Genomic DNA, 23,297 nt, shown 5'->3' on the forward strand with positions numbered 1-23,297 from the left:
ACAGGCCACTATAATATACCTGTTAAAAGAAGCCTAATTTTTTCTCACTGTATGACACGTGTAAGTTTTTCACCTGTCTATAATGATCAAGCATCATTTTATGTGTTTCTCTACCAATTCCAGATTGTTTATAACCGCCAAAAGCAGCATGAGCTGGATAAGCATGGTAGCAGTTTGTCCAAACTCTTCCTGCTTGGATACCTCTTCCCATTCTATAAGCAACATTCCCATTTCTAGTCCAAACGCCAGCACCTAAACCATAAAGAGTGTCATTAGCAATTTCTAATGCATGAGCTTCATCTTTAAATTTAGTAACTGACACTACTGGACCAAAAATTTCTTCTTGGAATATTCTCATAGAGTTATCACCTTCAAAAATAGTAGGTTGGATATAATTTCCTTTTTCCAAACCACTGTTTAAGTTGGCAACTTCACCTCCACATAGAACTTTAGCTCCCTCTTTCTTACCTAAATCTAAGTAAGATTTTATTTTTTCCATTTGCTCCAATGATACTTGAGCACCAATCATGGTTTCCATTTTTAAAGGGTTATCTTGGACGATAGCTTTTGTTCTAGCAATTGCTCTTTCCATAAATTTATCATAAATAGATTCTTGAACTAATACTCTACTAGGACAAGTACAAACTTCACCCTGATTGAGAGCAAACATTGTGAAACCTTCAAGACATTTATCAAAGAAGTCATCATCTTGATCCATGACATCTTCAAAGAAAACATTTGGAGATTTTCCACCTAATTCTAAAGTTATTGGAATTAAGTTTTGCGCCGCGTACTGCATGATCAAACGTCCAGTTGTAGTCTCACCTGTAAAAGCAATCTTTCTAATTCTTTTAGATGACGCTAAAGGTTTTCCTGCTTCCAAACCAAATCCACTTACAACATTAAGAACTCCAGGAGGTAATAGGTCTCCAATTAACTCCATTAAAAGCAAGATAGATGCTGGTGTTTGTTCAGCTGGTTTTAAGATTACACAATTTCCTGCAGCCAAAGCTGGTGCAAGTTTCCATGTTGCCATTAATAATGGAAAGTTCCAAGGTATAATTTGTGCAACCACACCAAGTGGTTCAGGAATATGGTAAGAATATTCACTATTACTTATTTCTGAAACCGACCCCTCTTCTGCTCTAATAACTCCAGCAAAGTATCTCCAATGGTCAACAACTAATGGTAAGTCAGCTGCCATACATTCTCTAATGGGCTTTCCATTGTCTAAACATTCAGCAGTTGCTAACAACTCTAAGTTTTTCTCAATAACATCAGCTATCTTAAGTAAAATATTTGATCTTTCTGTTATTGATGTAACACCCCAAGTAGGAAAAGCTGCGTGTGCCGCATCAAGTGCTGCCTCAACATCTTGTGCATCAGATCTTGGAACGGAACATATAACTTCATTATTGATTGGGCTTACGTTATCAAAATATTTTCCTGATTTTGGTTTAACGAATTTACCACCTATAAAATTTCCATATTGTTCTTTAAATGGAAATTTAACTTTTAAGTGAGACGTATCTAACATTGGAGATCGTCCACCTTTTACTGTTTCTGTACTCATTTTTATCCTCTCTCTCTTATTAATATTCTTAAGCTTATTTTTTTTTATTGGCTTAAGTAACTTCTTTTTAGTCACACCTTTTTTCTTCTTAACTTTTTTAATATTTTTAGGTAATCGCTTAACCAAGTTTTTCTTAATTTTTTTTTTGGCCTTACGTTTAGATTTTTTGGCTGTTTTTTTCTTTTTAATAGCCATTCCTTAACTAAACAAAAATTGATATTAATATCCATTAATTATATTATTAATTTTCTACTTAAGATTGAATACAGCCTACATCTTGTGCTCAATTAAAATGTGTCTAATAATTTGACTATGAATGAAAATACAAAAAAAGAATTGCAATCTGCTACTTTCGAAAGGCTTCTTAAGCATTTAGATGAAAGAAAAGATGTTCAAAATATAGATATCATGAACCTTGCTGGTTTTTGTAGAAACTGTTTATCAAAATGGTATCGCGAAGAAGCAGATAAAAAAGGTATTGAAATTTCAGATTTAGATGCACGAGAACATGTCTATGGAATGCCTTATCCAGAGTGGAAAGAAAAATATCAAAAATAATTATTTTTCCTTAAGTCTTGGAAATAGTTCTACAAAATTACATGGTTTGTGATTTATATCTAACTGATGTTTTAAAATTCCATCCCAAGCATCAGTAACACCACCTGAAGATCCTGGTAGAGCAAACACGTACTTACCATTAGCTAGCACAGCACAAGCTCTAGATTGAATAGCAGAAGTGCCAACTGTCTTTAAACTAATTGTTCTAAAAACTTCTCCAAAACCCGGGATATGCTTATCAGCAATTTCATTCACTGCCTCCGGTGTGATGTCTCGACCTGTAAGTCCTGTTCCACCAGTTGTAATTACAACATCTATTTTAGATTGATTAATCCAATCTTTAAGGATTATAATAATGTCTTCTTTGTTATCTTTGCAAATTTTTCTATCTATTAATTTATGTTTAGCCTCCTCTATTTTTTTTACTAAGATCGCACCTGACTTATCATTCTCAAAAGTTCTAGTGTCTGTAACTGTTAAAAGTGCTATATTTACAATCATAAATTTAAAATAATTATTATGATTATATTATCATTTTTATTTCTTCTAACAGCAACTTTATATTCAAGTGTTGGATTTGGGGGTGGCTCTACCTATCTAGCTCTTTTATTAATTTGGGATGTTCCTTACTTGATCTTTCCTGTAATTGCCCTCTTTTGTAATATTATTGTCGTATCAGGAAATTGTATTAACTATATTAAAGCTGGGAATATCAATCTTAAGATACTTACCCCATACTTAATATCATCTGTTCCACTTGCATTCATAGGTGGATCATTATCAGTAGATAAAGAAGTTTTTGAAATTTTACTTTTTGTCGTCTTGACACTAGCAGGAGCTCTACTTCTTCTGAAATTTCAATCTTTTGATCAAAAAATTGAAGTTTATAAAAAGATACCAAAAATATTATCATTATTGATTGGTGCATCTATTGGATTTGTATCTGGTGTGGTTGGTATTGGTGGTGGTATATTTTTAAGTCCAATACTATTATTGGTCAGAGTTGATGGCGCTAAGAACATTGCAACAGCAGCATCTCTTTTTATATTAATCAATTCTATGTCAGGACTTGCTGGTCAATTTACAAAAACATCAACAATAAATGGGATTTATGATTATTGGCCATTATTTCTTTTAGTTTTATTGGGAGGTCAATTAGGAAACTATTTAAATCTTAAAATTTTTCCTGCAAGAATGTTGGCTTTAGTAACATCGGCACTTGTCATATTTGTCGCTATTCGAATGGGACTGAAGTTGTTTGCATAACACAAGTATTAAATTATTATAGATAAAATATGAAAACATTCAGAGCTTTTGGACCAACTATAGGAAAAACAAAGTTATCCAAAAAAATTATTACTATATTAAATAATTATATTGATAAGTCTCAATTATCAAAAAAAAATGATTATAGCTCTAAACTAGCAAGTCAAATTAAGAATGAAATCAAGATTCCTAAAAAATTGGTTAGTAAGAGTTTGTCTAAAGAGTTAATAAAGAATATCAAAATTTATCTTGATAAGTCTGAAGTAAAAAAAATTAAAGAAATTAAAATAATTAATCTATGGGTAGTTAGACAATTAAAAAATGAATATAATCCTATTCATTACCATGAAGGACAATTATCAGGAGTTGGTTACCTTAAAATCCCAAAAGATATGAATCAAAATAAATTTGTTAAAAATAAAAAGTTTAAAACTAATGGAACTATTGATTTTATTAATGGGCAAACACACTTTTTGAGTAAAAGTATCTATAATTTAAACCCTAAATTAGGGGATCTATTGATTTTTCCAAATTATTTGATGCATACTGCCTACCCATTTAATGTTGATGGTGAGAGAAGATCTTTCTCTTTTAATGCTAAAATATTATTCAAAAAATAATTGCTAATCACTCAATTAGTTATATAAACAGTTTACCGATTTGATCCATATTGCAGGTACTAACTGCTAAAAAGGAAATCATTAAATTAATTGGTAAGGGTAGTTGGACTATATTGTGCACCTGGCATAAAGCTAAAGCACTAAAAAAGTAAGGAACAAAGATGGATATAAATTTTTTCAAAGAAACCAGAGTTCTAGATGGTGGAATGGGTCAAGAGTTATTAGCGAGAGGTGTAGAAGCAAATGGTACCCTCTGGAGTGCTAATGCATTATTGCAGGAAAAATATCATCAGCTTTTGCTTGATACACACTTAGATTTTATAAATTCAGGTGCTGAGATTATTGTAACAACAACATTTACCACAAGAAGAATGAGATTAAGGGATAATGGTGTTGAAGATAAATTTGAGTATTTAAATACTAAAGCTGGTGAAATAGCTAAAAAAGCAAAAGATTTAAATCCACATATTTTAGTTGCTGGAGGATTGCCTCCTCAATATTTAACCTATGAAGCAGACACAAGAGCTAATGATGAAATTAAAGAAAATTTCTATGATCAAGCAAAATTACTTGATCCTTTTATAGATTTTTTTTATTTTGATGTATTAAGTAGTGTAAGAGAGTTTAAATTAGCTATCGAAGCCATAAAAAGTTTCAATAAACCTTATCTAATTGGTGCCCATGTGTCTGAGGGAGTAAAGTTACCGAGTGGTGAAAATATTTCTGAGATTATCACAACAATAAATCACAAAAGTTTACTTGGAATAATACTTTCTTGTGTATCACCAGAAAATTATGAAAAAAATCTTAATGAAATAAAAAGTTTAGATGTTCCATTTGGCTTTAAACTCAATGGGTTTATTACAACAAAACCTACAGCTGGTTACACAAATACTTTTAATAAAAGTAAAACAGGAAACCCAAATGAATTTCTGGGTCACAGAGAAGATCTAGTGCCAGAAAAGATGGCTTTATTTGTAAAGAAATTTAAAGAAGCTGGGGCCACTATTTTAGGAGGTTGCTGTGAAACTAGACCATCACACATTAAGGAGATGGCTAAACTTAAGTAATTTTTTTATTTCCTGCTTTTTTTACAAAATAAAGTCCAACTAGAACTGCTAATAGTGAAGTTAAAACTTTATCAGTAATTAATTCATCTAAAAATATATAACTTAATATAATTCCAAAAATAGGTATTAAATAAGAAACTTGAGACTGAAATATTAGTCCATTGTTCTTTAAAATTCTAAATCTAAGAAGCCATGCTAAACCTGTTGATACTAAACCAAGATAAACTACAGAAATACTTGACACTATTGAGGGTGTAGTTTCCCAAGGTTTTTCTATAAAAGAAACTAAGGGTATCAAAATTATTATAGCCCAAATTAATATTGAGCCTGTTACATTCTCATTTTTTTTATTACTGATTTTAAGAGTTAAAACTCCACCTATGACATAACAAGTTGATCCAAGTAAAATCATTAATGCAGAGAAAAAATTATTATCATTGATTAAAAAATTGTCAGAGAATAAATAGATAATTCCTGAAAATCCTATCAATATTCCAAATGTTTTAATAAAATTAAATTTTTCATTTTTAGTAAAAAAATGTCCTAATACAGTTGAGCTTAATGGAGTTGTCGACATTAATATTGCTGCTAAATTACTTTGAACCGATTTTACACCGTAGGCAATTAAAAAAAATGGTAGCACTAAATTTACAAATCCAATTATAGCAAACCAATACCAATCTTTTGAAAAAGCTTCTATTTTAATTTTTTTATAAAAACATAATAATAGTACTGGAATTGATCCAAAAAAAACTCTTAAGAAAGCAATTGTAATAGGACCAAAGGATTCTGTTGCAATTTTTATATTAAAAAAAGCTGAAGCCCATATTAAAGATAAAATTACTAATAAAGTATAATCAATTAATTTAGGCTGTCTCATTCAATTATATCTTCAACTTTCCCATTTATAATTTTTTGAATATCTTTAAAATTAATCTTAAAAACGCAGTTTGGATGTCCCGCTGCAGCAAACAGTTCATTAAACCTTTCTAAAGATTTATCTATAAAAATTTCCAGCTTATTTAAATGACCTACTGGTGAAACACCACCTATTGTATAGCCAGTTTGAGTTTTAACTTCTTCTGGAGAAGCCATAGAAATATCTTTTATATTCTTAATTTTTTTTAATTTATTTAATGAGCATCTCTTGTCACCTGCCACTAAACACAAGATAAAATTATCCCCAGTTTTAAATAATAAGCTCTTAACAATTGCACCCACATCACAACCTAAAGCTATTGCTGCATCTTTTGCTGTTCTGGCTGAATTCTCAAGTACGATAACTTCCAAAGATTTGTCAAAACCTTTAAGAAATTTTTCCACTCTTTTAACTGGTTCTTTGTCTAATAAGCTCATATTTCAACTAACAATTGATTGCTAATTTAGCAAATAATGTTGTAATTCATATGTAAAAAACGCATAGGTGATATTTATTAATCAAGCAATATTATTTTAAAAAAATTTGTTAACAATGAGCTACAAAATTTAAAAAGGGAGAAACTATGACCGCTAGTAATGTATTAAAATTTATTAAAGATAAAGAAGTTGAATTTATTGATTTAAGATTTACTGACCCTAGAGGAAAACTTCAACATTTAACTATGGACCATACGATTGTTGACGAAGAAATGCTTAATGAGGGTGTATTTTTTGACGGTTCATCCATAGCTGGGTGGAAGGCTATCAACGAGTCAGACATGATTTTAAAACCTGATACATCAAGACTTGTTATGGATCCTTTTACTTCTCATAATACTTTAATACTTTTTTGTGACATTTTAGATGCTGTAAAAAAATCTCCTTACGAAAGAGACCCAAGAGGAACAGCAAAAAAAGCAGAAGAGTATTTAAAAAAATCTGGAATTGGTGACAAAGCTTTTTTTGGTCCAGAACCCGAATTTTTTGTTTTTGATGATGTTAGAATTAATAACGATCCAAATAATACTGGTTTTATAATAGACAGCAAAGAAGGTCCTTATAATTCTGGAACCATATATGCCAATGGAAATATGGGTCACAGACCTCCAGTTAAAGGTGGATATTTCCCAGTACCTCCAGTTGATAGCGAACAAGATATGAGAGGTGAATATTTAAAAAGTTTAAAAGAAGTAGGTGTTAAAGTTGAAAAACATCACCATGAAGTTGCTCCAAGTCAACATGAGCTAGGTATGGTTTTTGGAACTTTAGTTGAAACAGCAGATAATGTTCAGCTTTATAAATATGTAGTTCAAATGGTTTCTCATTCATTCGGAAAAACAGCAACGTTTATGCCTAAACCTGTTGCTGGTGACAATGGTTCTGGAATGCATATTCATCAATCAATTTGGAAAAATGATAAGCCCGTTTTTTCTGGTGAAGCTTATGCTGGATTATCAGAGATAGCATTACATTATATTGGTGGTATTTTAAAACATGCAAAAGCTATTAATGCTTTTTCAAACTCTACAACAAATAGTTATAAAAGATTAATACCAGGATTTGAAGCACCTGTACTATTGGCTTACTCGGCAAGAAATAGATCTGCATCTTGTAGAATACCGATTAGTTTAAATAAAAATGGTGCTAGATGTGAGATAAGATTTCCTGATGCATCAGGAAACCCTTACTTAACTTTTGCTGCTATGCTTATGGCTGGTTTAGATGGTGTTAAAAATAAAATTCATCCAGGTGAATCTTTTGATAAAGATCTTTATGACTTACCTCCTGAAGAGGTTAGAAATATCCCAACTGTTTGTGGCTCCCTAAGAGAAGCTATGGAAAGTTTAGATAAGGATAGAGATTTTTTAACTGAAGGTGGTGTATTTACGGATGATCAAATTGATGCTTACATTGCATTAAAATTTGAAGAGATACATAAATTTGAACATGCGCCTCATCCTGTTGAGTTTGAGATGTATTACAGTAGCTAAAATTATTACTGTCTAGTAGTTGCGATTTTATCTTTGTTAATTCCTTTTTTAACAACATAATCCTGTGTGCCATTAGCACCAGTGTTTACTTCCGTTCGAAGAGTCTTAAAGAATGTTCTTTCTTTTAATGATTTTTCTAATGATTTAACAAGATTTTTAAATTCAAATTTGTTCATACTCATTAAATACCCTAGATATGCGTAAATTGCAATACTGATATGCGTATTTGTTATATTAGACTTTAAAAGATTCTCCACAGCCACAACGCTCAGATTCATTAGGATTATTGAACACAAATGATGAAGAAAACTCTTCTTTTTTATAATCCATCTCAGTTCCGAGCAGATACATTACAGCTCCTGCATCAACAAATACTTTTACACCCTTATCTTCGATAATCTCATCTGTAGGATTAACTTCTTTAGCATATTCCATAACATATGACATTCCTGCACAGCCACCGGATTTAACTGCAACTCTGACACCAATTGAGCTTGATTCAATTCCAGACATAATTTCTTTAATACGAATTGCAGCATTATCACTTAGTTTAATTATTGGATTCATTATAAATTTAACTCCAATTTAGCTGCCTCTGACATCATTGACTTTTCCCAAGGTGGTTCAAAAACTAAATCAAGATCAACTTCTTTAATACCTTCCACTTGCATGGCACTATCTTTAACCTCTTGGGGTAAGCTTTCAGCAACAGGACAATTGGGTGTCGTTAAAGTCATTATAATTTTAGCTTTATCCTCTTTTACCTTAACGTCATAAATCAAACCTAATTCATAAATATTAACTGGTATCTCAGGATCATAAATTTTTCTAATTTCAGCTATTACTTGTTCTCTTAAATCCATAATTTTATCTAGTTTTCAGTATTAATTTCTTCTTGTGTTTTGTCAATTGCAGAAATTAAAGTGTGCCATGATAATGTTGCACATTTTACTCTCATTGGATATTGTTTTACTCCAGATAAGCACATTAACTTAGTTTTTTCATCTTCCTGTAAATTTTTTGATTTTAATTCAGGGTTTTCTTTAATCATACCCAAAAAATCATTTACAATTTCTTTGACTTGAACTTCTTCTTTTCCCTTCATTAAATCAGTCATGATTGATGCTGATGCCATTGAAATTGCACAACCACTTCCCTCAAATGAAACATCTTGTACTTTTTTATCTTCATCCAATTTTAGAAATATATGAACATTATCACCACATAAAGGGTTATTACCTTTTGCATCTTTGTTAAAATTTTCTGTCTTTCTTAGATTGCGTGGATTTTTTCCATGTTCTAAAATAATTTCTTGATAAAGTTCTTTAATATTCATTATAGATTAAAAATTTTTTTACAGTTATTTATTGAGCTATTAAGTTGGTCTAGATCTTCCTTTGTATTATAAACACCTAAAGAAGCACGTGCGCTTGCTGAAATTCCTAATTTATCATGTAAGATTTGACAGCAATGGTGTCCAGCTCTTATAGCAACACCATCTTCATCTAATATAGTGGCTATGTCGTGTGGATGTACACCTTCAATTGTAAAAGATAAAACTGCAGCTCTATTTTTAGGATTACCTATTAATTTAACAGAATTGTTTCTTTTTAAGATTTCTTGTCCATATTCAATTAATTCTTGTTCATGTTTAATCATACTTTCTATTCCAACTTTTTCTAGAAACTTTATAGATTGATCAAAGGCAATAACTTGTGCTGTTGCCATTGTTCCTGCTTCATACTTGTTTGGTAAATCACCATAAGTAATACTGTCTTTTTTAACGTCATTAATCATACCACCACCACCTTGATAAGGAGGTAATTGTTCCAACCATTTTTTTTTAGCATAAAGCACTCCGAGACCAGTTGGTCCATACATTTTATGACATGAAATAGCATAAAAATCACAGTCAATATCTTGCATATCTAACTTTAAATGTGGCGCACCCTGACAACCATCAACTAAAACTGCAATACCTTTTGAGTGAGCTAATTCTGTTATTTCTTTAACTGGCAAAACAGCTCCTGTCACATTAGATAAATGAGTAATAGCAATTAATTTTGTTTTTGAATTTATTTTTTTTTCAATACTTTCGAGAGTAATTTCCCCATCATCATTAATTTCTGCAAATTCAATCTTAATTCCTTTTGATTGTCTTAAAAAGTGCCATGGCACATAATTAGAGTGATGTTCAAGTTCAGTTATAAGAATTTCGTCTCCATGTTCTAAATATTTTTGGCCAAAAGTATTGGCCACAAGGTTAATTGCTTCAGTGGCACCTTTAGTAAACACAATTTCATTTTTATCTTTAGCATTAATATATTTTTGAACGGAAGATCGTGTATTTTCATAAAGATTAGTTGCTGCAACAGCTAAGTAATGAACACTTCTGCCTGTATTTGAAAATTCATTAGTATAAAACTCGTTTACTCTATCAATTACTGATTGTGGTTTTTGAGATGAGTTAGCACTATCAAGATAAACAAGATCATTATTATGAATCTTGTTACTAAATATTGGAAATTCTTTTTTTATGTCTGATATGCTCATTCTGTAATTCCTATCATATTTTTAATTAGATCTTTAATTTCTATATCTGTTATTTTTTCTACTGCATCAAGTAAAAATCCTTTAATTAATAATTCTTTTGATTGCTGGTTACTCAAGCCACGAGACATCAGATAAAATATTGCATCTTCATCTAAATTTCCAGATGTTGCTCCATGAGAACATTTCACATCATCAGCATAGATCTCAAGTTCTGGTTTTCCATCAAATTCAGTATTCTCACTTAATAATAAAGCTTTACTAAGTTGATACCCATTTGTTTTTTGGGCTTTTGAGTCTACATAAATTTTACCTTGATAAATGCCTTTTGCATTTTCATTTAAAACACTTTTAATTAATTGATAGCTTTTTGTATTTTCGGCTAGATGATTAATGTTAGTTTTGATTTCATGATGTTGTGAGTTTGTTAAATTGATTATTCCATTAATAAATGCTGAGCTGTACTCATCATTTAAATTACAATTAATTTCATTTTTTATAAATTTAGACCCAGTTGAAAAAATAAAGTTTTCTGAAATACTATTTTTTGCTAAATTAATATTATTATATGAGTATTTAATATTAGAATTTTTTTTATGATCGATCTTATAATTTTTAAGAATAGCATCTTGTGCAATATCAAAATTTTGAACTATATTAATGAAATTATTTTCGGAATTATCATCAAACAAATCTATAAGTTTCAAACTGCTATTTTTTTCAAGAACAATATCTGTTTTCAAATTTATCGCTGTTGACTTAAGCTCTTTGGTTGTAATATTGTATATAATTAAAGGCTCATTCATGGAATAGTTCTCTTTAACCGTTACTCTGATATAACTGGTAATGAGAGCATTGTTCAATGAAACCAATGAATTGACTTCTTTAAAATTTTCATTTTGATTTAAATCTCTTGTTATCAAAACTTTAGTGTCATCTTCAGAGCTAAAATCAACTTTTGAAATTACTCCGTTAAGAAAAATTATCTTATTGTGTGCAAATTTATCAATAAAGGTAGTTTCATTAATCTCACTTATTTTAAAGTCAGTATGAAGGCGTAAATTTTCAATATTAGAAGAAATTATCTGATTTAAATCTGAAAATTTCCAATCTTCCACTCTTTTATTTGGAAAACCATTCTCTACAAATTGATTAAAGTTTACTTTTCTAGAATTTATACTTTTCTCTGAAAGTTTTAAACTTTTTATTACTTTATTAAAATCTACTTTTAGTTGTTCCATAATCTAACTTAAACTTTCGTATCCTTTTTTTTCAAGCTCTAATGCAAGTTCTGACCCACCCGATTTAACTATTTGTCCATTAATTAAAACATGCACAAAATCTGGTTTTATATATTCTAATAATCTTTGATAATGAGTAATGATTAAAAAAGAACTTTCTTTACTTCTTAATGCATTAACACCTTCTGAAACTATTTTTAAAGCGTCAATATCAAGACCAGAGTCTGTTTCATCCAAAATTGATAATCTGGGATTTAAAATTGACATTTGTAAAATTTCATTCTTTTTTTTTTCACCACCAGAAAAACCAACATTTAACTGCCTGCTTAAAATTTTTTCGTCAAATTTTAACTCTGAGGCTTTTTGTTTAACTAATTTTAAAAATTCGATTGCATCTAATTCTTTTTCACCTTTTGCTTTTTTAATTGCATTTAAAGATGTTTTTAAAAAAATATTAGTATTAACGCCTGGAATTTCTAAAGGGTATTGAAATGCTAAAAATATTCCCTTGTGCGCTCTCTCTTCAATCTCTAAATCTAGTAAATTTTCATTTAAATATGTAATATCTCCACTTACCGTGTAACCTTTTTTCCCAGAAAGAACGTTAGACAGTGTACTTTTACCAGATCCATTCGGTCCCATAATTGCATGTACTTCCCCTGGCTTAATTTCTAAATTTAATCCTTTTAATATTTCTTTATTATCTATTTTTGCTTTAAGATTTTTAATTTTTAACATTTACCCAACACTCCCTTCTAAACTAATACCAACTAATTTTTGTGCCTCTACAGCAAATTCCATTGGAAGCTGCTGTAACACTTCTTTGCAAAAACCATTAACAATTAAACTGACAGCCTCTTCTTGATTCAAACCTCTTTGATTACAGTAAAATAATTGTTCTTCACTAATTTTTGAAGTAGTAGCCTCATGTTCAATATTTGAACTAGAGTTTTTATTTTTTATATAAGGCACTGTATGCGCACCACATTTATTCCCCATTAACAACGAGTCACATTGAGTGAAATTTCTAGCATTATCAGCATTTCTAGCGATATCCACTAATCCTCTGTATGTATTATCAGCAAAACCAGCCGATATACCTTTAGAAATTATTTTGCTTTTTGTATTTTTTCCAAGATGAATCATCTTTGTACCAGTGTCTGCTTTCTGATGATTATTGGTGATGGCTATTGAATAAAATTCTCCAACAGAATTATCTCCTTTTAAAATACAACTTGGATACTTCCATGTGATTGCTGAACCTGTCTCGACTTGTGTCCATGAAATTTTTGAATTTTTCCCCTTACATAATCCTCTTTTAGTAACAAAATTATAAATACCTCCTACACCATCTTTGTCTCCAGGGTACCAATTTTGAACCGTTGAATATTTAATTTCAGCATCATCTAATGCAATTAATTCTACATTAGCGGCATGCAATTGATTTTCGTCTCGCATTGGTGCCGTGCAGCCTTCTAAATAACTGACGTAACTTCCTTTGTCGGCAATAATTAATGTTCTTTCAAATTGACCTGTCTCTGTAGCATTAATTCTAAAATAAGTTGATAGCTCCATCGGACATTTGACACCTTCTGGAATGTAAACAAATGAACCATCTGTAAATACCGCAGAATTTAATGTTGCAAAATAATGATCTGATAAAGGAATTACTGATCCTAAATATTTTTTTACAAGCTCAGGGTGTTCTCGAATTGCCTCAGACATTGAGCAAAAAATTATTCCTTTTTTATTCAACTCACCTTTAAAAGTTGTTGCTACTGACACTGAATCAAACACAGCATCTACAGCTATACCATTTAATCTTGCCTGTTCTTGTAGTGGTATTCCTAGTTTTTTATATGTTTCAAGTAACTTTGGATCTAACTCATCTAAACTTTTAGGTTTGTCATCCATGCTTTTTGGTGCAGAGTAATAGTAAAGATCTTGGTAATTTATTTTAGGATATTTTGGTTTTTGCCAATTTGGCTCTTTTAATTGCTTTAATCTTTCAAATGCTTTTAGTCTCCAATCAAGCATCCATTTAGGTTCTTTTTTTATATCTGAAATAAATTTAATAACCTCTTCATTTAATCCTTTGGGAGCTCTTGTGTTTTCAATATCTGTTGAAAAACCATATTTATAATCTTTTAATTTTTCTATCTCTTTTTCTCTAGCATCCATTTTAATTTATACTTTCTAATTTGTTGCTTATAAGATCTTTTAAATTTTTTTTCTCAAAAAAATTATTGATATGTATTTCAAGTTCATCCCACAAATTGTGGGTAATACATTTTGATGTTTTGCTATTACATCCTTTTTTTGACTCTTTTTTACACTGAACAGTTTTAACTTCTTCATCTACAGCATTAAGTATATTTGCTAGTTTAATTTGAGCAGGATCTTTGTTTAAAACGTACCCACCATTAGTGCCTCTGGTGCTTTTCACTATGTTGTGTTTTTTTAGTTTTGAAAATATTTGTTCTAAAAAATCTAGTGATATGCCCTGTCTTAATGATATATCCCTTAGAGATATAGGATCTACGCTGTCGAAATTAGCTAAATCAGCTAAAGCCATTACTGCATACCTGCCTTTTGACGTTAATTTCATTTTTTTGATATTAAGTTATTATTTACCCTTTAAACTATGGGTTTTATATAAACTTGACTAAATTAGTCAAGTATAGATTACATAAAAAAGTTAACATATTGTCGCTCACTTATGATAGATGTAGCTTTTTTTTGAGAACAATAATCAATATCATTTATGGATAACAAAATAGTAGAAGTTTTTATACCTGGACCTGCCGGAAGAATGGAAGCCAAGTATTATAAAAGTGAAAAAATTACATCACCAATAGCATTAGTATTACAACCCCATCCTCAATATGGAGGAACAATGAATAATAAAGTTGTGGTTGATACATTTCATACTTTTATGGAAAATGGATTTTCTGTATGCAGAGTAAACTTTAGAGGTGTCGGAAAAAGTGATGGTGAATTTGATAATGGTCAAGGTGAACTAGCTGATGCTGCTGCAGCCCTAGATTGGTTAGAGCGTGAAAATTTTGACAACTCACAATGTTGGGTTTCAGGATTTTCTTTTGGATCGCTAATAGCAATGCAATTATTAATGAGAAGACCAGAAATAAATAGATTTATTGCAATATCACCACAACCAAATGTATATGACTTTTCATTTTTATCTCCATGCCCTACTTCAGGTTTAATGATTTATGGCAAAAAAGATGAGTTAGTTCCTGTTGAGCATATTCTTGATCTCAATAAAAGATTAAGTGCCCAAAAAGGTATTAAAGTTGACTTTCAAACTATAAATGATGCTAATCATTTTTTTACTAATACAGAAGAAGTATTGGTAAAAAGCTTAGATAAGTATATCAAAAAAGAATCCGCTTTATTTTAATCTCAATAGTTTTTAACTAAAACTCCACCTATTGAAGGTTTTTTTACGTCCGTAGTGTTAGGATATGAAATTATTTTTTTAAGTGAAGATCTAATTGCGAGATAGGCAAAAGCTTGGGACTCGATGAAATCTCCATCAATTTTATAATCATCAATTATTTTTAAGGAGATATTTTTTGGCAGTCTTTTTCTTATACTCTTCATTAAAGATAAATTTTTTCTTCCACCACCGCAGACTATTATTGATAACTTTTCACTTTTTTTAATTTTAATTGTTTTTAAAATAGATTCATAAATTATTATTGCAGTAAAATCTACTAATGTTGATAAACCATCCTCATATGAAAGACCTTTCACAAAACTTAAATCAAAATCTTTTATATCAAATGAAAGTTTTTTTTGATTATTTATATTATCAAAATTGTCAATCGCTTGATTTAGAATAACTTCACTTGTTTTTCCGATGTTTGAAGCATCTCCATTTTTATCGTATTTCATTTTTGTGTGTCTTCTAACCCATTCGTCTAAGAGACAATTGCCCGGACCTACATCAAAACTTTTTAGGTCTTCATTGTTTTTTGTTACAACAAGACTAATATTTGCAATACCTCCTACATTTAAAACACAAGCTGGTTTCTCAATTTGATTCTGGTTTACAAGTAAGTTGTGAAAGATTGGGGCTAATGGAGCTCCTTGTCCCCCATTAAGAATGTCATTTTCTCTAAAGTTATAAACTACGTCTTTTTTTAAGAGACTTGATAGTAAATTGCCATCTCCAATTTGTTTTGATATTTTTTCCTGAGGATTATGAAAAATTGTTTGACCATGAAAACCAATTAAATCTACATCTATTCCAGCATCCTTTATAATTTCTTTACTAATTTTAGCATGATATAATGTAATTTTTCTCTCAAGCTCACTGATTTGATAAGAATTAGTTGTTAAATCTTTTATTGAATTTATTTTTTCTCTTAGATTTAGTAAGTCTGAGTAAATTACCCCATCATACTCAAAATATTTGTCAAATATAGGTTCATAGTTATCTTCTCCATCTGACCTAATAACTGATGCATCAACACCATCCATAGATGTGCCACTCATTAACCCTAAAGAAGTATAAAATTTTTCCATTCTTATTTTTTAAGTAAATATTGTATATTCTAGATAGCATATTTATGAATAAATTTTTAAAAGAATTTAAAGATCGAGGTTTCTTTTACCAGTGTACTGGAGAAGAAAATCTATCTCAACTATTAGATAAAGAAAAAATCAGAGCTTACATAGGTTTTGATTGTACGGCTGAAAGTCTTCATGTTGGAAGCTTACTCCAAATTATGTGTCTTAGATTGTTACAAAAACACGGTCACCAACCAATAGTTTTATTGGGAGGTGGTACCACTAGAATAGGTGATCCCTCTGGAAAAGATAAAACTAGGACAATTTTATCTGAAGAAGAAATTGAGAAGAATATAAATAATATTGAAAAAATTCTAAAAAATTTTTTAGATGATAAAGACCCAAAAACAAAACCTATATTTGTTAATAATTATACTTGGCTTAAAAATTTAAATTATATTTCTTTTCTAAGAGATGTAGGAAAACATTTTACAATCAATAAAATGTTAAGTTTTGATAGTGTTAAAATTAGATTAGAAAGAGAGCAGTCATTAAGCTATATGGAATTTAACTATATGATTTTGCAAGCTTATGATTTTTTAGAATTAAATAAAAAAGAAAACTGTATGCTTCAAATTGGTGGCTCAGATCAATGGGGCAATATTGTTAATGGAGTTGATCTTATAAAGAGATATTCAAACAATCATGTTTATGGTTTAACGACACCTCTTATCACATTAGCTTCAGGTGCGAAAATGGGCAAAACTGAATCTGGAGCTGTTTGGCTAGATAAAAAATTTCTTTCGCCATATGACTACTGGCAATTTTGGAGAAATATTGATGATCGTGATGTTTTAAAATTTTTAAAAATTTTTACAGATATTAATATTGATGAAATTGAAAATATTAAAAATGACAATATTAATGGACTAAAAATTTTACTTGCTAATAAAGCTACATCTATGCTGCATGGTGAAGATGAAGCAATGAAATGTCAAGAAACAGCAAAACAAACATTTTCTGAAAATTCATTGGGTGATAACTTGCCAACCATTCAAATTAACAAACAAATGTTAGACAATAATATAAATATTTTAGATTTAGTAATTTTATCTAAATTAGAAAGCTCTAAGAGTGAAATTCGAAGATTAATTAAAGGAAATGGAATTAAGATAAATAGTAAGGCTATTTCTGACGAAAAATTTTTAATTACTGAAAGCTTATTTAAGGACAGTTTAATTAAACTTTCTCTTGGTAAAAAAAAACATATTAAAGTTGAATTAATTTAGTTCTTTTTAATTTTTTCTAGTGTTCTTGTTATAAATCTAGGTGTTAGAGTTTTAATTGGATTTACAGTTGTAGATAGGTTTTTTGGAGGTCCTTTTATTTTAAAACTTACACCAAAAACACCTTCACCTGTTTTATCTCCTATCAATATTTTTCCAAGTAGAGGAATTGAAGCTATTGATCTATTTATAGTTGTTGCAGGAACTAATGTTCCTCTCAAACTAACCAATTTCTTTGATTCAATATAACCATCCATTAATATAGAAATAGCAGGTCCAATTGCATACATTTCTTCAATCTTAGTAAGACCTTTTTGGGTTGAATATCTCATTTCAAGATCAGTAAATCTTATTCCCTCACCAGTTAAAAGATCTGCAATTCCCTGAAGAGATGCTAGGCTTAAAAGCTTAGCAAAAACAGGTACTTCTTTAACTTTAAAATTATCTATAGCTAATACAGAATTAGAAACACCGTCTTTTTTTATAGAATAAAAATCTAGATAACCTTCTTCAAACCCTTTTATGAAATCATATCTTTTAATCAAAGGTTTTGGGTAATTTGAAAAGAATTTTGTAATAGTTTCTTTTTGCTTATTCATTTCAATAGATAAAGTCATTTTTTTATTGTTAGAGAAAGCAGACTCTAAGTTTAATTTACTTAATTTACTTTCTTTAAAAGTAAAGTTTCCAAATAAATTTTTTGTATAATCATTTTTGTTTAAATACGTTGTATCTATTTTTATATCAAATTTAGAATTAAAATTTTCAAAGATTATAGAACCTTCATCGTCATCCATGCTATTATTAATAAACTGAGTTGCATCAAAACTTTTGCCTTTTATAGAAAAATTAGATTTATTTCTCTTTAACTCTACTTTGTTAAAAAGATTATTTTTATTTTTATAATCAAGCTTAACATAGTCCAAATCTTTAATTTTAAAATTTTTACTTAATAATAAGTCTTTAAATAAAATTTGATTATTTTTTTCTGTTATAGAAATAGTTTGAAATATTAATTCTTTATTTTTTTTGTAAACACCTTTTAATAAAATTTCTGAACTATCCCCTTTTTTCTTTTTATAATCTAAAAAATTTATTATTAATGGATTGTTTGTAATATTAAGCTTTGTATCAAATGTTATTTTTCTATCATCATTAACAATACTGTAAGATAATTGCTCAAGCTCATCTCCAATATAGATATCTCCATCTCCCTTAATATCCAATATACCTTTTGTTAATTTAATCTTAATCTTATGATCTTCAAGTTTGACTTGCTCTGTATAATTGGGTAAAAAAGTTTTTAAATTTAGGGGGTTTTTAACTATTTTAAAATTTTTTAGGTTTAAGTTTGTTTCAAGTTTTAAATCATTCAATTTTAAATTTTTGTTTACGTTAAAAGAAAAGGTATTTATAGAGTTGAAATCATTTTTTTCTATCTCAATAGTATTCAGTAAATCACCAAGTATAGGCTTTAACTTTTTTATATCAAAATTCTGCTGATTATTTATTACTTTTCCATCAACAAAAAATATATTTTTCTCTTCTTCAATTTTAATTATGGGTGATTTTAATTTTATACTATTAATGTCTGTTTCTATTTTTCTTAATGTTAATTGTTTTTTGCTTATATCGAACAAAAGGCTTAAGTTTTCGATTTCCACTTGGTTTAAAATATTAAATTTTGCTTTTTTAATAACCCCATTTATTTTATAATTGTTTTTTATTTCTCCATTTAAATCAAACGTAAGATTTATATTTGCAGAAATTAATCCTGCTTTAGTAATACTATCTAAAATAAAAAGTTGTGGTGAGGCTTTAACTTTTCTTGTTAATGAGATTAAATCTTTAATTTGAATTTCTTTTGTTGAAATTTCTAAATCATCAATGGAAAATTGATTACTTATAAAAGATTTTAATGATAAATTGGTAGTAATATCACTTAAATCCAGACTTTTATCTTCCAGTAATATTTTGGGGTTTCTGGCTGAAATATTAATACTAAAATTAAGTGGATTTAATAAATAATTAACCTCATTTAATGAAAGGTTAATTTTATTATTAATTTTTGAAATATTTTTTATAATTTCATTATTAAACTTTTCAGTCTTTATTCCATAAATGCTTAAGTAAATAACAATAGCTGCAAGGGTTATTATTAATATTATAAGAATTTTAATTATTCTTTTCATTATTTCACTTTATATAATGAACTTTCTAAAAAATCATCAATCTCACCATCTAAGATTTTATCAGGATTTGAGCTTTCAAAGTTAGTTCTATTATCTTTTACCATTCTGTATGGGTGAAGTACATAAGATCTAATTTGATGACCCCAACCAATTTCTGACTTTGAAGACTCTACTGTTTGGCTTTCTTTTTCTTTTTTTTTTAATTCAAAATCATACAGTCTTGCTTTAAGCATATTCATACAGGTGTCTTTATTTTTATGTTGTGATCTTTCATTTTGACATTGCACAACAATTTTAGATGGTAAATGAGTAATTCTTACAGCACTATCTGTGGTATTTACATGCTGCCCTCCAGCTCCACTTGATCTATAGGTGTCAATACGTAAATCTTTTTCATTTATCTCTATTTCAATATTTTCATCTACAACTGGATAAATCCAAATACTAGCAAAACTGGTATGTCGTCTAGCTCCAGAGTCAAAAGGAGATATTCTAACCAACCTATGAATTCCGGACTCGGCTTTTAACCATCCATAAATATAATCACCCTCAATTTTAATCGTTGATGATTTTATGCCAGCTTCATCTCCTTTATGTTCGCTAATTAATTCTGATTTAAAATTCTTAATATCCGACCACTTTAAATACATTCTTCTTAGCATTTCTGCCCAATCCTGGCTCTCCGTACCACCAGCACCAGCATGAATTTCTATATAACAATCTAAACTGTCAGTTTCATTTGATAAAAAACATTTAGTTTCATTTTTTTTAGCTAATTTTTTAAGATTTTTGACGCTCTCTAGAACTTCATTTATAACAGGTTGATTTTTTTCTTCTAAAGCAAGTTCGTTCAACTCATCTAGATCAATTATTGATTTAGATGAATTTTCATATGAATTTATTAATTCTTCATATAATTTTTTTTCTTTAATAACTTTTTGTGAATTTGATTTGTCTTGCCAGAAGTTAGTTTCTAGTATTTTTTGGTTATTCTTTTCTAATTTTTTATGAATATTATTTGTTTCAAAGGTACTCCTTAACTCTTTGATTAATTTTTTCTATTTCAGATTTGTAATTTAAATATTCATTATCCATTAATAGAACCTTAATATATTATTATTTTTTAATCTATTATTAATATCTTGATTCAATAAACTTTCCACTTTCACATCTTTATAAGCTTCAATAATTGTTGTTCTAGTTCCAATTTCAGCTTTTTTTCCTGTGACAGGATCAATAACTTTCATCAAAATATTTTTTGCAACTTTAAATGGTCTTGCATCTTCTTTTTTTACAGCTTTTTTTACAAAGCTTTTAAAAATTGGCAATGCTGTTTTTGCTCCCGTTTCATATCTTCCAAGTGATTTTGGATTATCTGAACCTACATAAACCCCTATTGCTAGTTTTGAGGTAAATCCAACAAACCATGTATCCGTATTTCCATTCGTTGTTCCGGTTTTTCCTGCTAAGTCTAAATTTAAATCTTTTAAATTTTTTCCCGTTCCATTTTGAATCGTCCCCTCTAATATTGAGGTCATTTGATATGCTGTTTCTGGGGAAAATATTTGTTCAAACTTATCCTCTATCTTTGGATAATTGTCACTTAAGTGAGATATTTGATCACAATTTATACACTCTCTCATTTCATTATTAAGTATTGTATTCCCTTCACTATCTTGAATTCTATCTATCATTATTGGTTTGACTAACTTTCCTCCGTTAACAAATGAAGAATATGCAGATGTTAATTTTAACAAAGTTGTTTCAGCAGAACCTAATGAAATTGATAAAAGCTCACTAGGATTTTCATAAATACCAAGTTTTTTTGAAAAATTAACAATTTTTTTAAGTCCAAGATCTTGTGCAATTCTGACTGTCATCAAATTTCTGGACTTTTCCAACCCCATTCTCAGTGTTGATGGTCCATAAAATTTTTTTCCATAATTTTCTGGTTTCCACATTTTTAAATCAGATCCTTGCTCTAAAACTAATGGCGCATCTAAAATTAAAGTTGATGGTGTGTATCCATTCTCAAGAGCTAAAGCATAAATAAAAGGTTTGAAAGCAGAACCTGGCTGCCTTAGTGCCTGTGTTGCTCTATTAAATTCACTTTTTTTAAAACTAAATCCACCACTTAAAGCTAATACTCTTCCAGTAAAAGGATCCATAACAACAATTCCTCCATTAATCACTGGCAGCTGTCTTAAAGCAAATATATTTTTATTAATGTTTTCAACATAAATAACATCTCCAATTTTTAATATTTCTTTAAAATCTTTTTTGATCCATGAGATATTTTCATACTTAATAATTCCTTTTTTTTTATACTCTGTCTCAATTACTATTGAAAATTTATCTATCTTTTTAATTATTGCTAAGTCCCAATCAATTGATTTTTCTAATCTAAATTTGTCTACTTCTTGATTCCATTTTTCTAATTTTTTAATATTGGTCAATGCTCCACGCCATCCTTTTCTTTTATCGTATTCAATGAGACCTCTTCTTAATGAGTCAGTTGCAATTTTTTGTAAATTAATATTAATGGGTGTGCTTATATTTAATCCTTGTTTATAAACTTTATCAAATCCTAATTTTTCAACAACATCTTTTCTAATATCTTCTACATAGTAACTTGTATCTTCTGTAAAAACTTTCTTTCTTTTTTTTAATATAATTTTTTTTGATAAAAGTTTTTCTTGGTTTTTTTTATTTATATAATTATTTTCAAATAAATTATTAATAACTAAATCTCTTCTAAATTTTGCAAGTTCAATATTTTTATAAGGATTATATCTACTTGGAGCCTTTGGTAAGGCTGCTAATAAAGCCGCCTCTTCATAATTTAATTCACTAATTGATTTGTCAAAATATTCTAAGCTAGCTGATGCAACACCATAAGTCCCTTCTCCAAGATATATTTGGTTTAAATATAGCTCTAATATTCTTTCTTTTGAAAGAGCTCTTTCTATTCTAAAAGCAAGAATTGCCTCTTTAATTTTTCTATTTAAACTTACTTCGTTTGTTAATAAAAAGTTTTTTGCCACTTGTTGAGTTATAGTTGAGGCACCCTCTAGTCTTCTTGATTCAATTACATTAGAAATATTATTAATTATTGCTCTTAATACTCCTTTGGCATCTACACCAGGATGTGAATAGAAATTTTTATCTTCCGCAGATAAGAAAGAGTTAATCACTTTTTCTGATATCGACTTATAGGGTACAAATATTCGTTTTTCTGATGAAAAATCATTCACTAACTCACCGTCTCCAGAATAAACTTTACTAGAAACTGCTGGTTTGTAATTTTTAAGGAATTTATAATCTGGTAAATTGTTAGAAAAAGCCCACAAAACAGCTAATATGGAAAATGTAGTTAACAGAACAATGCTTAAAACTAATATAAATATATTTTTAATTATTCGATGCATTTTAGTTTAATATATATAAAAATTTGTTAAAGTTAAGGCACCAGAATTCAAACAAAAATTTAAAATTA

Annotated in this window: 24 protein-coding genes and 1 riboswitch; of the genes, 7 read left to right on the plus strand and 17 right to left on the minus strand. The window is 29.0% G+C overall.

Annotated elements, in window-relative coordinates:
- Window positions 1–22: 22 nt before the first annotated feature.
- Entirely contained in the window at window positions 23–1,573 is a 1,551-nt protein-coding gene (gene adh, locus ABXT39_RS04645; protein ID WP_415295919.1) for an aldehyde dehydrogenase, read from the minus strand.
- 312 nt (window positions 1,574–1,885) lie between these two features.
- Between adh and ABXT39_RS04650 the strand changes: the two genes are divergently transcribed.
- Entirely contained in the window at window positions 1,886–2,131 is a 246-nt protein-coding gene (locus tag ABXT39_RS04650; protein WP_415286775.1) for a DUF1244 domain-containing protein, read from the plus strand.
- Here the strand turns inward: ABXT39_RS04650 and ABXT39_RS04655 are convergent, their stop codons facing one another.
- On the minus strand, window positions 2,132–2,632 hold the full coding sequence (locus tag ABXT39_RS04655; RefSeq protein WP_415278677.1) for a molybdenum cofactor synthesis domain-containing protein: 501 nt from the start codon (window positions 2,630–2,632) through the stop codon (window positions 2,132–2,134). It lies immediately after the preceding gene.
- Between the two features lie 18 nt (window positions 2,633–2,650).
- Between ABXT39_RS04655 and ABXT39_RS04660 the strand changes: the two genes are divergently transcribed.
- From ABXT39_RS04660 to ABXT39_RS04670, 3 genes are all read left to right on the plus strand, one after another.
- A complete protein-coding gene (locus ABXT39_RS04660; RefSeq protein ID WP_415294555.1) occupies window positions 2,651–3,397 on the plus strand; it encodes a TSUP family transporter in 747 nt (248 codons plus the stop codon).
- Window positions 3,398–3,426: 29 nt separating this feature from the next.
- Window positions 3,427–4,017, plus strand: a complete 591-nt coding sequence (locus ABXT39_RS04665) for a 2OG-Fe(II) oxygenase family protein (RefSeq protein WP_415294557.1) — start codon at window positions 3,427–3,429, stop codon at window positions 4,015–4,017.
- Window positions 4,018–4,105: 88 nt separating this feature from the next.
- A riboswitch (SAM riboswitch) is annotated at window positions 4,106–4,169 on the plus strand.
- A gap of 9 nt (window positions 4,170–4,178) precedes the next feature.
- Window positions 4,179–5,087 (plus strand): homocysteine S-methyltransferase family protein, encoded by a 909-nt coding sequence (locus ABXT39_RS04670; RefSeq protein ID WP_415294559.1) that lies wholly within the window; start codon window positions 4,179–4,181, stop codon window positions 5,085–5,087.
- Here the strand turns inward: ABXT39_RS04670 and ABXT39_RS04675 are convergent.
- Together ABXT39_RS04675 and ABXT39_RS04680 are read right to left on the minus strand one after the other, a co-directional pair.
- Window positions 5,080–5,967 carry a DMT family transporter gene (locus ABXT39_RS04675; RefSeq protein WP_415294560.1) on the minus strand — a complete coding sequence of 296 codons (888 nt, stop codon included), beginning with the start codon at window positions 5,965–5,967 and terminating at the stop codon, window positions 5,080–5,082. The two genes, ABXT39_RS04670 and ABXT39_RS04675, sit on opposite strands and share 8 nt — an antisense overlap.
- Window positions 5,964–6,443, minus strand: a complete 480-nt coding sequence (locus tag ABXT39_RS04680; protein WP_415294562.1) for a YbaK/EbsC family protein — start codon at window positions 6,441–6,443, stop codon at window positions 5,964–5,966. Before ABXT39_RS04680 ends, ABXT39_RS04675 begins: the two co-directional genes overlap by 4 nt.
- A 146-nt stretch (window positions 6,444–6,589) precedes the next feature.
- Between ABXT39_RS04680 and glnA the strand changes: the two genes are divergently transcribed.
- On the plus strand, window positions 6,590–7,996 hold the full coding sequence (gene glnA / locus ABXT39_RS04685) for a type I glutamate--ammonia ligase (protein ID WP_415294564.1): 1,407 nt from the start codon (window positions 6,590–6,592) through the stop codon (window positions 7,994–7,996).
- A gap of 5 nt (window positions 7,997–8,001) precedes the next feature.
- Here the strand turns inward: glnA and ABXT39_RS04690 are convergent, their stop codons facing one another.
- The 9 genes from ABXT39_RS04690 to ABXT39_RS04730 are packed head-to-tail and all read right to left on the minus strand — an operon-like array spanning window position 8,002 to window position 14,395.
- Window positions 8,002–8,172: a hypothetical protein gene (locus ABXT39_RS04690; protein ID WP_169036262.1), complete on the minus strand. Its 171-nt coding sequence runs from the start codon at window positions 8,170–8,172 to the stop codon at window positions 8,002–8,004.
- Between the two features lie 58 nt (window positions 8,173–8,230).
- Window positions 8,231–8,563: a HesB/IscA family protein gene (locus ABXT39_RS04695; RefSeq protein ID WP_415294565.1), complete on the minus strand. Its 333-nt coding sequence runs from the start codon at window positions 8,561–8,563 to the stop codon at window positions 8,231–8,233.
- The gene (locus ABXT39_RS04700) at window positions 8,563–8,859 is read right to left on the minus strand and encodes an iron-sulfur cluster assembly protein (protein WP_415278668.1); all 297 of its coding nucleotides are present in this window, start codon (window positions 8,857–8,859) and stop codon (window positions 8,563–8,565) included. Before ABXT39_RS04700 ends, ABXT39_RS04695 begins: the two co-directional genes overlap by 1 nt.
- A gap of 8 nt (window positions 8,860–8,867) precedes the next feature.
- The gene (gene sufU, locus ABXT39_RS04705; RefSeq protein ID WP_415294566.1) at window positions 8,868–9,332 is read right to left on the minus strand and encodes a Fe-S cluster assembly sulfur transfer protein SufU; all 465 of its coding nucleotides are present in this window, start codon (window positions 9,330–9,332) and stop codon (window positions 8,868–8,870) included.
- Window positions 9,332–10,549 (minus strand): aminotransferase class V-fold PLP-dependent enzyme, encoded by a 1,218-nt coding sequence (locus ABXT39_RS04710; RefSeq protein WP_415286768.1) that lies wholly within the window; start codon window positions 10,547–10,549, stop codon window positions 9,332–9,334. The genes sufU and ABXT39_RS04710 overlap by 1 nt, the downstream gene beginning before the upstream one ends.
- The gene (sufD, locus tag ABXT39_RS04715; protein WP_415294568.1) at window positions 10,546–11,787 is read right to left on the minus strand and encodes a Fe-S cluster assembly protein SufD; all 1,242 of its coding nucleotides are present in this window, start codon (window positions 11,785–11,787) and stop codon (window positions 10,546–10,548) included. The genes ABXT39_RS04710 and sufD overlap by 4 nt, the downstream gene beginning before the upstream one ends.
- A 3-nt stretch (window positions 11,788–11,790) precedes the next feature.
- The gene (gene sufC / locus ABXT39_RS04720; RefSeq protein ID WP_415294570.1) at window positions 11,791–12,525 is read right to left on the minus strand and encodes a Fe-S cluster assembly ATPase SufC; all 735 of its coding nucleotides are present in this window, start codon (window positions 12,523–12,525) and stop codon (window positions 11,791–11,793) included.
- Window positions 12,526–13,968 carry a Fe-S cluster assembly protein SufB gene (gene sufB, locus ABXT39_RS04725; protein ID WP_415294571.1) on the minus strand — a complete coding sequence of 481 codons (1,443 nt, stop codon included), beginning with the start codon at window positions 13,966–13,968 and terminating at the stop codon, window positions 12,526–12,528.
- A gap of 1 nt (window position 13,969) precedes the next feature.
- Window positions 13,970–14,395, minus strand: a complete 426-nt coding sequence (locus ABXT39_RS04730; protein ID WP_415294572.1) for an RrF2 family transcriptional regulator — start codon at window positions 14,393–14,395, stop codon at window positions 13,970–13,972.
- 168 nt (window positions 14,396–14,563) lie between these two features.
- Here ABXT39_RS04730 and ABXT39_RS04735 point away from each other — a divergent pair, with 168 nt between their 5' ends.
- Complete coding sequence (locus tag ABXT39_RS04735) at window positions 14,564–15,208, plus strand: alpha/beta hydrolase (protein ID WP_415295920.1); 645 nt, start codon at window positions 14,564–14,566, stop codon at window positions 15,206–15,208.
- 2 nt (window positions 15,209–15,210) lie between these two features.
- Here ABXT39_RS04735 and ABXT39_RS04740 read toward each other — a convergent pair whose 3' ends face one another.
- Entirely contained in the window at window positions 15,211–16,338 is a 1,128-nt protein-coding gene (locus tag ABXT39_RS04740) for an anhydro-N-acetylmuramic acid kinase (protein WP_415294573.1), read from the minus strand.
- Window positions 16,339–16,382: 44 nt separating this feature from the next.
- Between ABXT39_RS04740 and tyrS the strand changes: the two genes are divergently transcribed.
- Window positions 16,383–17,612 (plus strand): tyrosine--tRNA ligase, encoded by a 1,230-nt coding sequence (gene tyrS / locus ABXT39_RS04745; RefSeq protein ID WP_415294574.1) that lies wholly within the window; start codon window positions 16,383–16,385, stop codon window positions 17,610–17,612.
- Here the strand turns inward: tyrS and ABXT39_RS04750 are convergent.
- The 3 genes from ABXT39_RS04750 to ABXT39_RS04760 are packed head-to-tail and all read right to left on the minus strand — an operon-like array spanning window position 17,609 to window position 23,229.
- On the minus strand, window positions 17,609–19,801 hold the full coding sequence (locus ABXT39_RS04750) for a hypothetical protein (RefSeq protein WP_415294576.1): 2,193 nt from the start codon (window positions 19,799–19,801) through the stop codon (window positions 17,609–17,611). The two genes, tyrS and ABXT39_RS04750, sit on opposite strands and share 4 nt — an antisense overlap.
- Window positions 19,801–20,850, minus strand: coding sequence for a peptide chain release factor 2 (prfB, locus tag ABXT39_RS04755; RefSeq protein WP_415295921.1), 1,050 nt, complete (start codon window positions 20,848–20,850; stop codon window positions 19,801–19,803). Before prfB ends, ABXT39_RS04750 begins: the two co-directional genes overlap by 1 nt.
- 45 nt (window positions 20,851–20,895) lie before the next feature.
- Entirely contained in the window at window positions 20,896–23,229 is a 2,334-nt protein-coding gene (locus ABXT39_RS04760; RefSeq protein WP_415294577.1) for a penicillin-binding protein 1A, read from the minus strand.
- Window positions 23,230–23,297: the final 68 nt, after the last annotated feature.

Origin of the sequence: Candidatus Pelagibacter sp. Uisw_113, assembly GCF_047717815.1 — a bacterium.
Taxonomy (GTDB): domain Bacteria; phylum Pseudomonadota; class Alphaproteobacteria; order Pelagibacterales; family Pelagibacteraceae; genus Pelagibacter.

Coding starts and splice junctions, on each gene's coding strand:
- adh (WP_415295919.1), bottom strand. CDS start 1,573: ATGAGTACAGAAACAGTAAAAGGTGGACGATCTCCAATGTTAGATACG.
- ABXT39_RS04650 (WP_415286775.1), top strand. CDS start 1,886: ATGAATGAAAATACAAAAAAAGAATTGCAATCTGCTACTTTCGAAAGG.
- ABXT39_RS04655 (WP_415278677.1), bottom strand. CDS start 2,632: ATGATTGTAAATATAGCACTTTTAACAGTTACAGACACTAGAACTTTT.
- ABXT39_RS04660 (WP_415294555.1), top strand. CDS start 2,651: ATGATTATATTATCATTTTTATTTCTTCTAACAGCAACTTTATATTCA.
- ABXT39_RS04665 (WP_415294557.1), top strand. CDS start 3,427: ATGAAAACATTCAGAGCTTTTGGACCAACTATAGGAAAAACAAAGTTA.
- ABXT39_RS04670 (WP_415294559.1), top strand. CDS start 4,179: ATGGATATAAATTTTTTCAAAGAAACCAGAGTTCTAGATGGTGGAATG.
- ABXT39_RS04675 (WP_415294560.1), bottom strand. CDS start 5,967: ATGAGACAGCCTAAATTAATTGATTATACTTTATTAGTAATTTTATCT.
- ABXT39_RS04680 (WP_415294562.1), bottom strand. CDS start 6,443: ATGAGCTTATTAGACAAAGAACCAGTTAAAAGAGTGGAAAAATTTCTT.
- glnA (WP_415294564.1), top strand. CDS start 6,590: ATGACCGCTAGTAATGTATTAAAATTTATTAAAGATAAAGAAGTTGAA.
- ABXT39_RS04690 (WP_169036262.1), bottom strand. CDS start 8,172: ATGAACAAATTTGAATTTAAAAATCTTGTTAAATCATTAGAAAAATCA.
- ABXT39_RS04695 (WP_415294565.1), bottom strand. CDS start 8,563: ATGAATCCAATAATTAAACTAAGTGATAATGCTGCAATTCGTATTAAA.
- ABXT39_RS04700 (WP_415278668.1), bottom strand. CDS start 8,859: ATGGATTTAAGAGAACAAGTAATAGCTGAAATTAGAAAAATTTATGAT.
- sufU (WP_415294566.1), bottom strand. CDS start 9,332: ATGAATATTAAAGAACTTTATCAAGAAATTATTTTAGAACATGGAAAA.
- ABXT39_RS04710 (WP_415286768.1), bottom strand. CDS start 10,549: ATGAGCATATCAGACATAAAAAAAGAATTTCCAATATTTAGTAACAAG.
- sufD (WP_415294568.1), bottom strand. CDS start 11,787: ATGGAACAACTAAAAGTAGATTTTAATAAAGTAATAAAAAGTTTAAAA.
- sufC (WP_415294570.1), bottom strand. CDS start 12,525: ATGTTAAAAATTAAAAATCTTAAAGCAAAAATAGATAATAAAGAAATA.
- sufB (WP_415294571.1), bottom strand. CDS start 13,968: ATGGATGCTAGAGAAAAAGAGATAGAAAAATTAAAAGATTATAAATAT.
- ABXT39_RS04730 (WP_415294572.1), bottom strand. CDS start 14,395: ATGAAATTAACGTCAAAAGGCAGGTATGCAGTAATGGCTTTAGCTGAT.
- ABXT39_RS04740 (WP_415294573.1), bottom strand. CDS start 16,338: ATGGAAAAATTTTATACTTCTTTAGGGTTAATGAGTGGCACATCTATG.
- tyrS (WP_415294574.1), top strand. CDS start 16,383: ATGAATAAATTTTTAAAAGAATTTAAAGATCGAGGTTTCTTTTACCAG.
- ABXT39_RS04750 (WP_415294576.1), bottom strand. CDS start 19,801: ATGAAAAGAATAATTAAAATTCTTATAATATTAATAATAACCCTTGCA.
- ABXT39_RS04760 (WP_415294577.1), bottom strand. CDS start 23,229: ATGCATCGAATAATTAAAAATATATTTATATTAGTTTTAAGCATTGTT.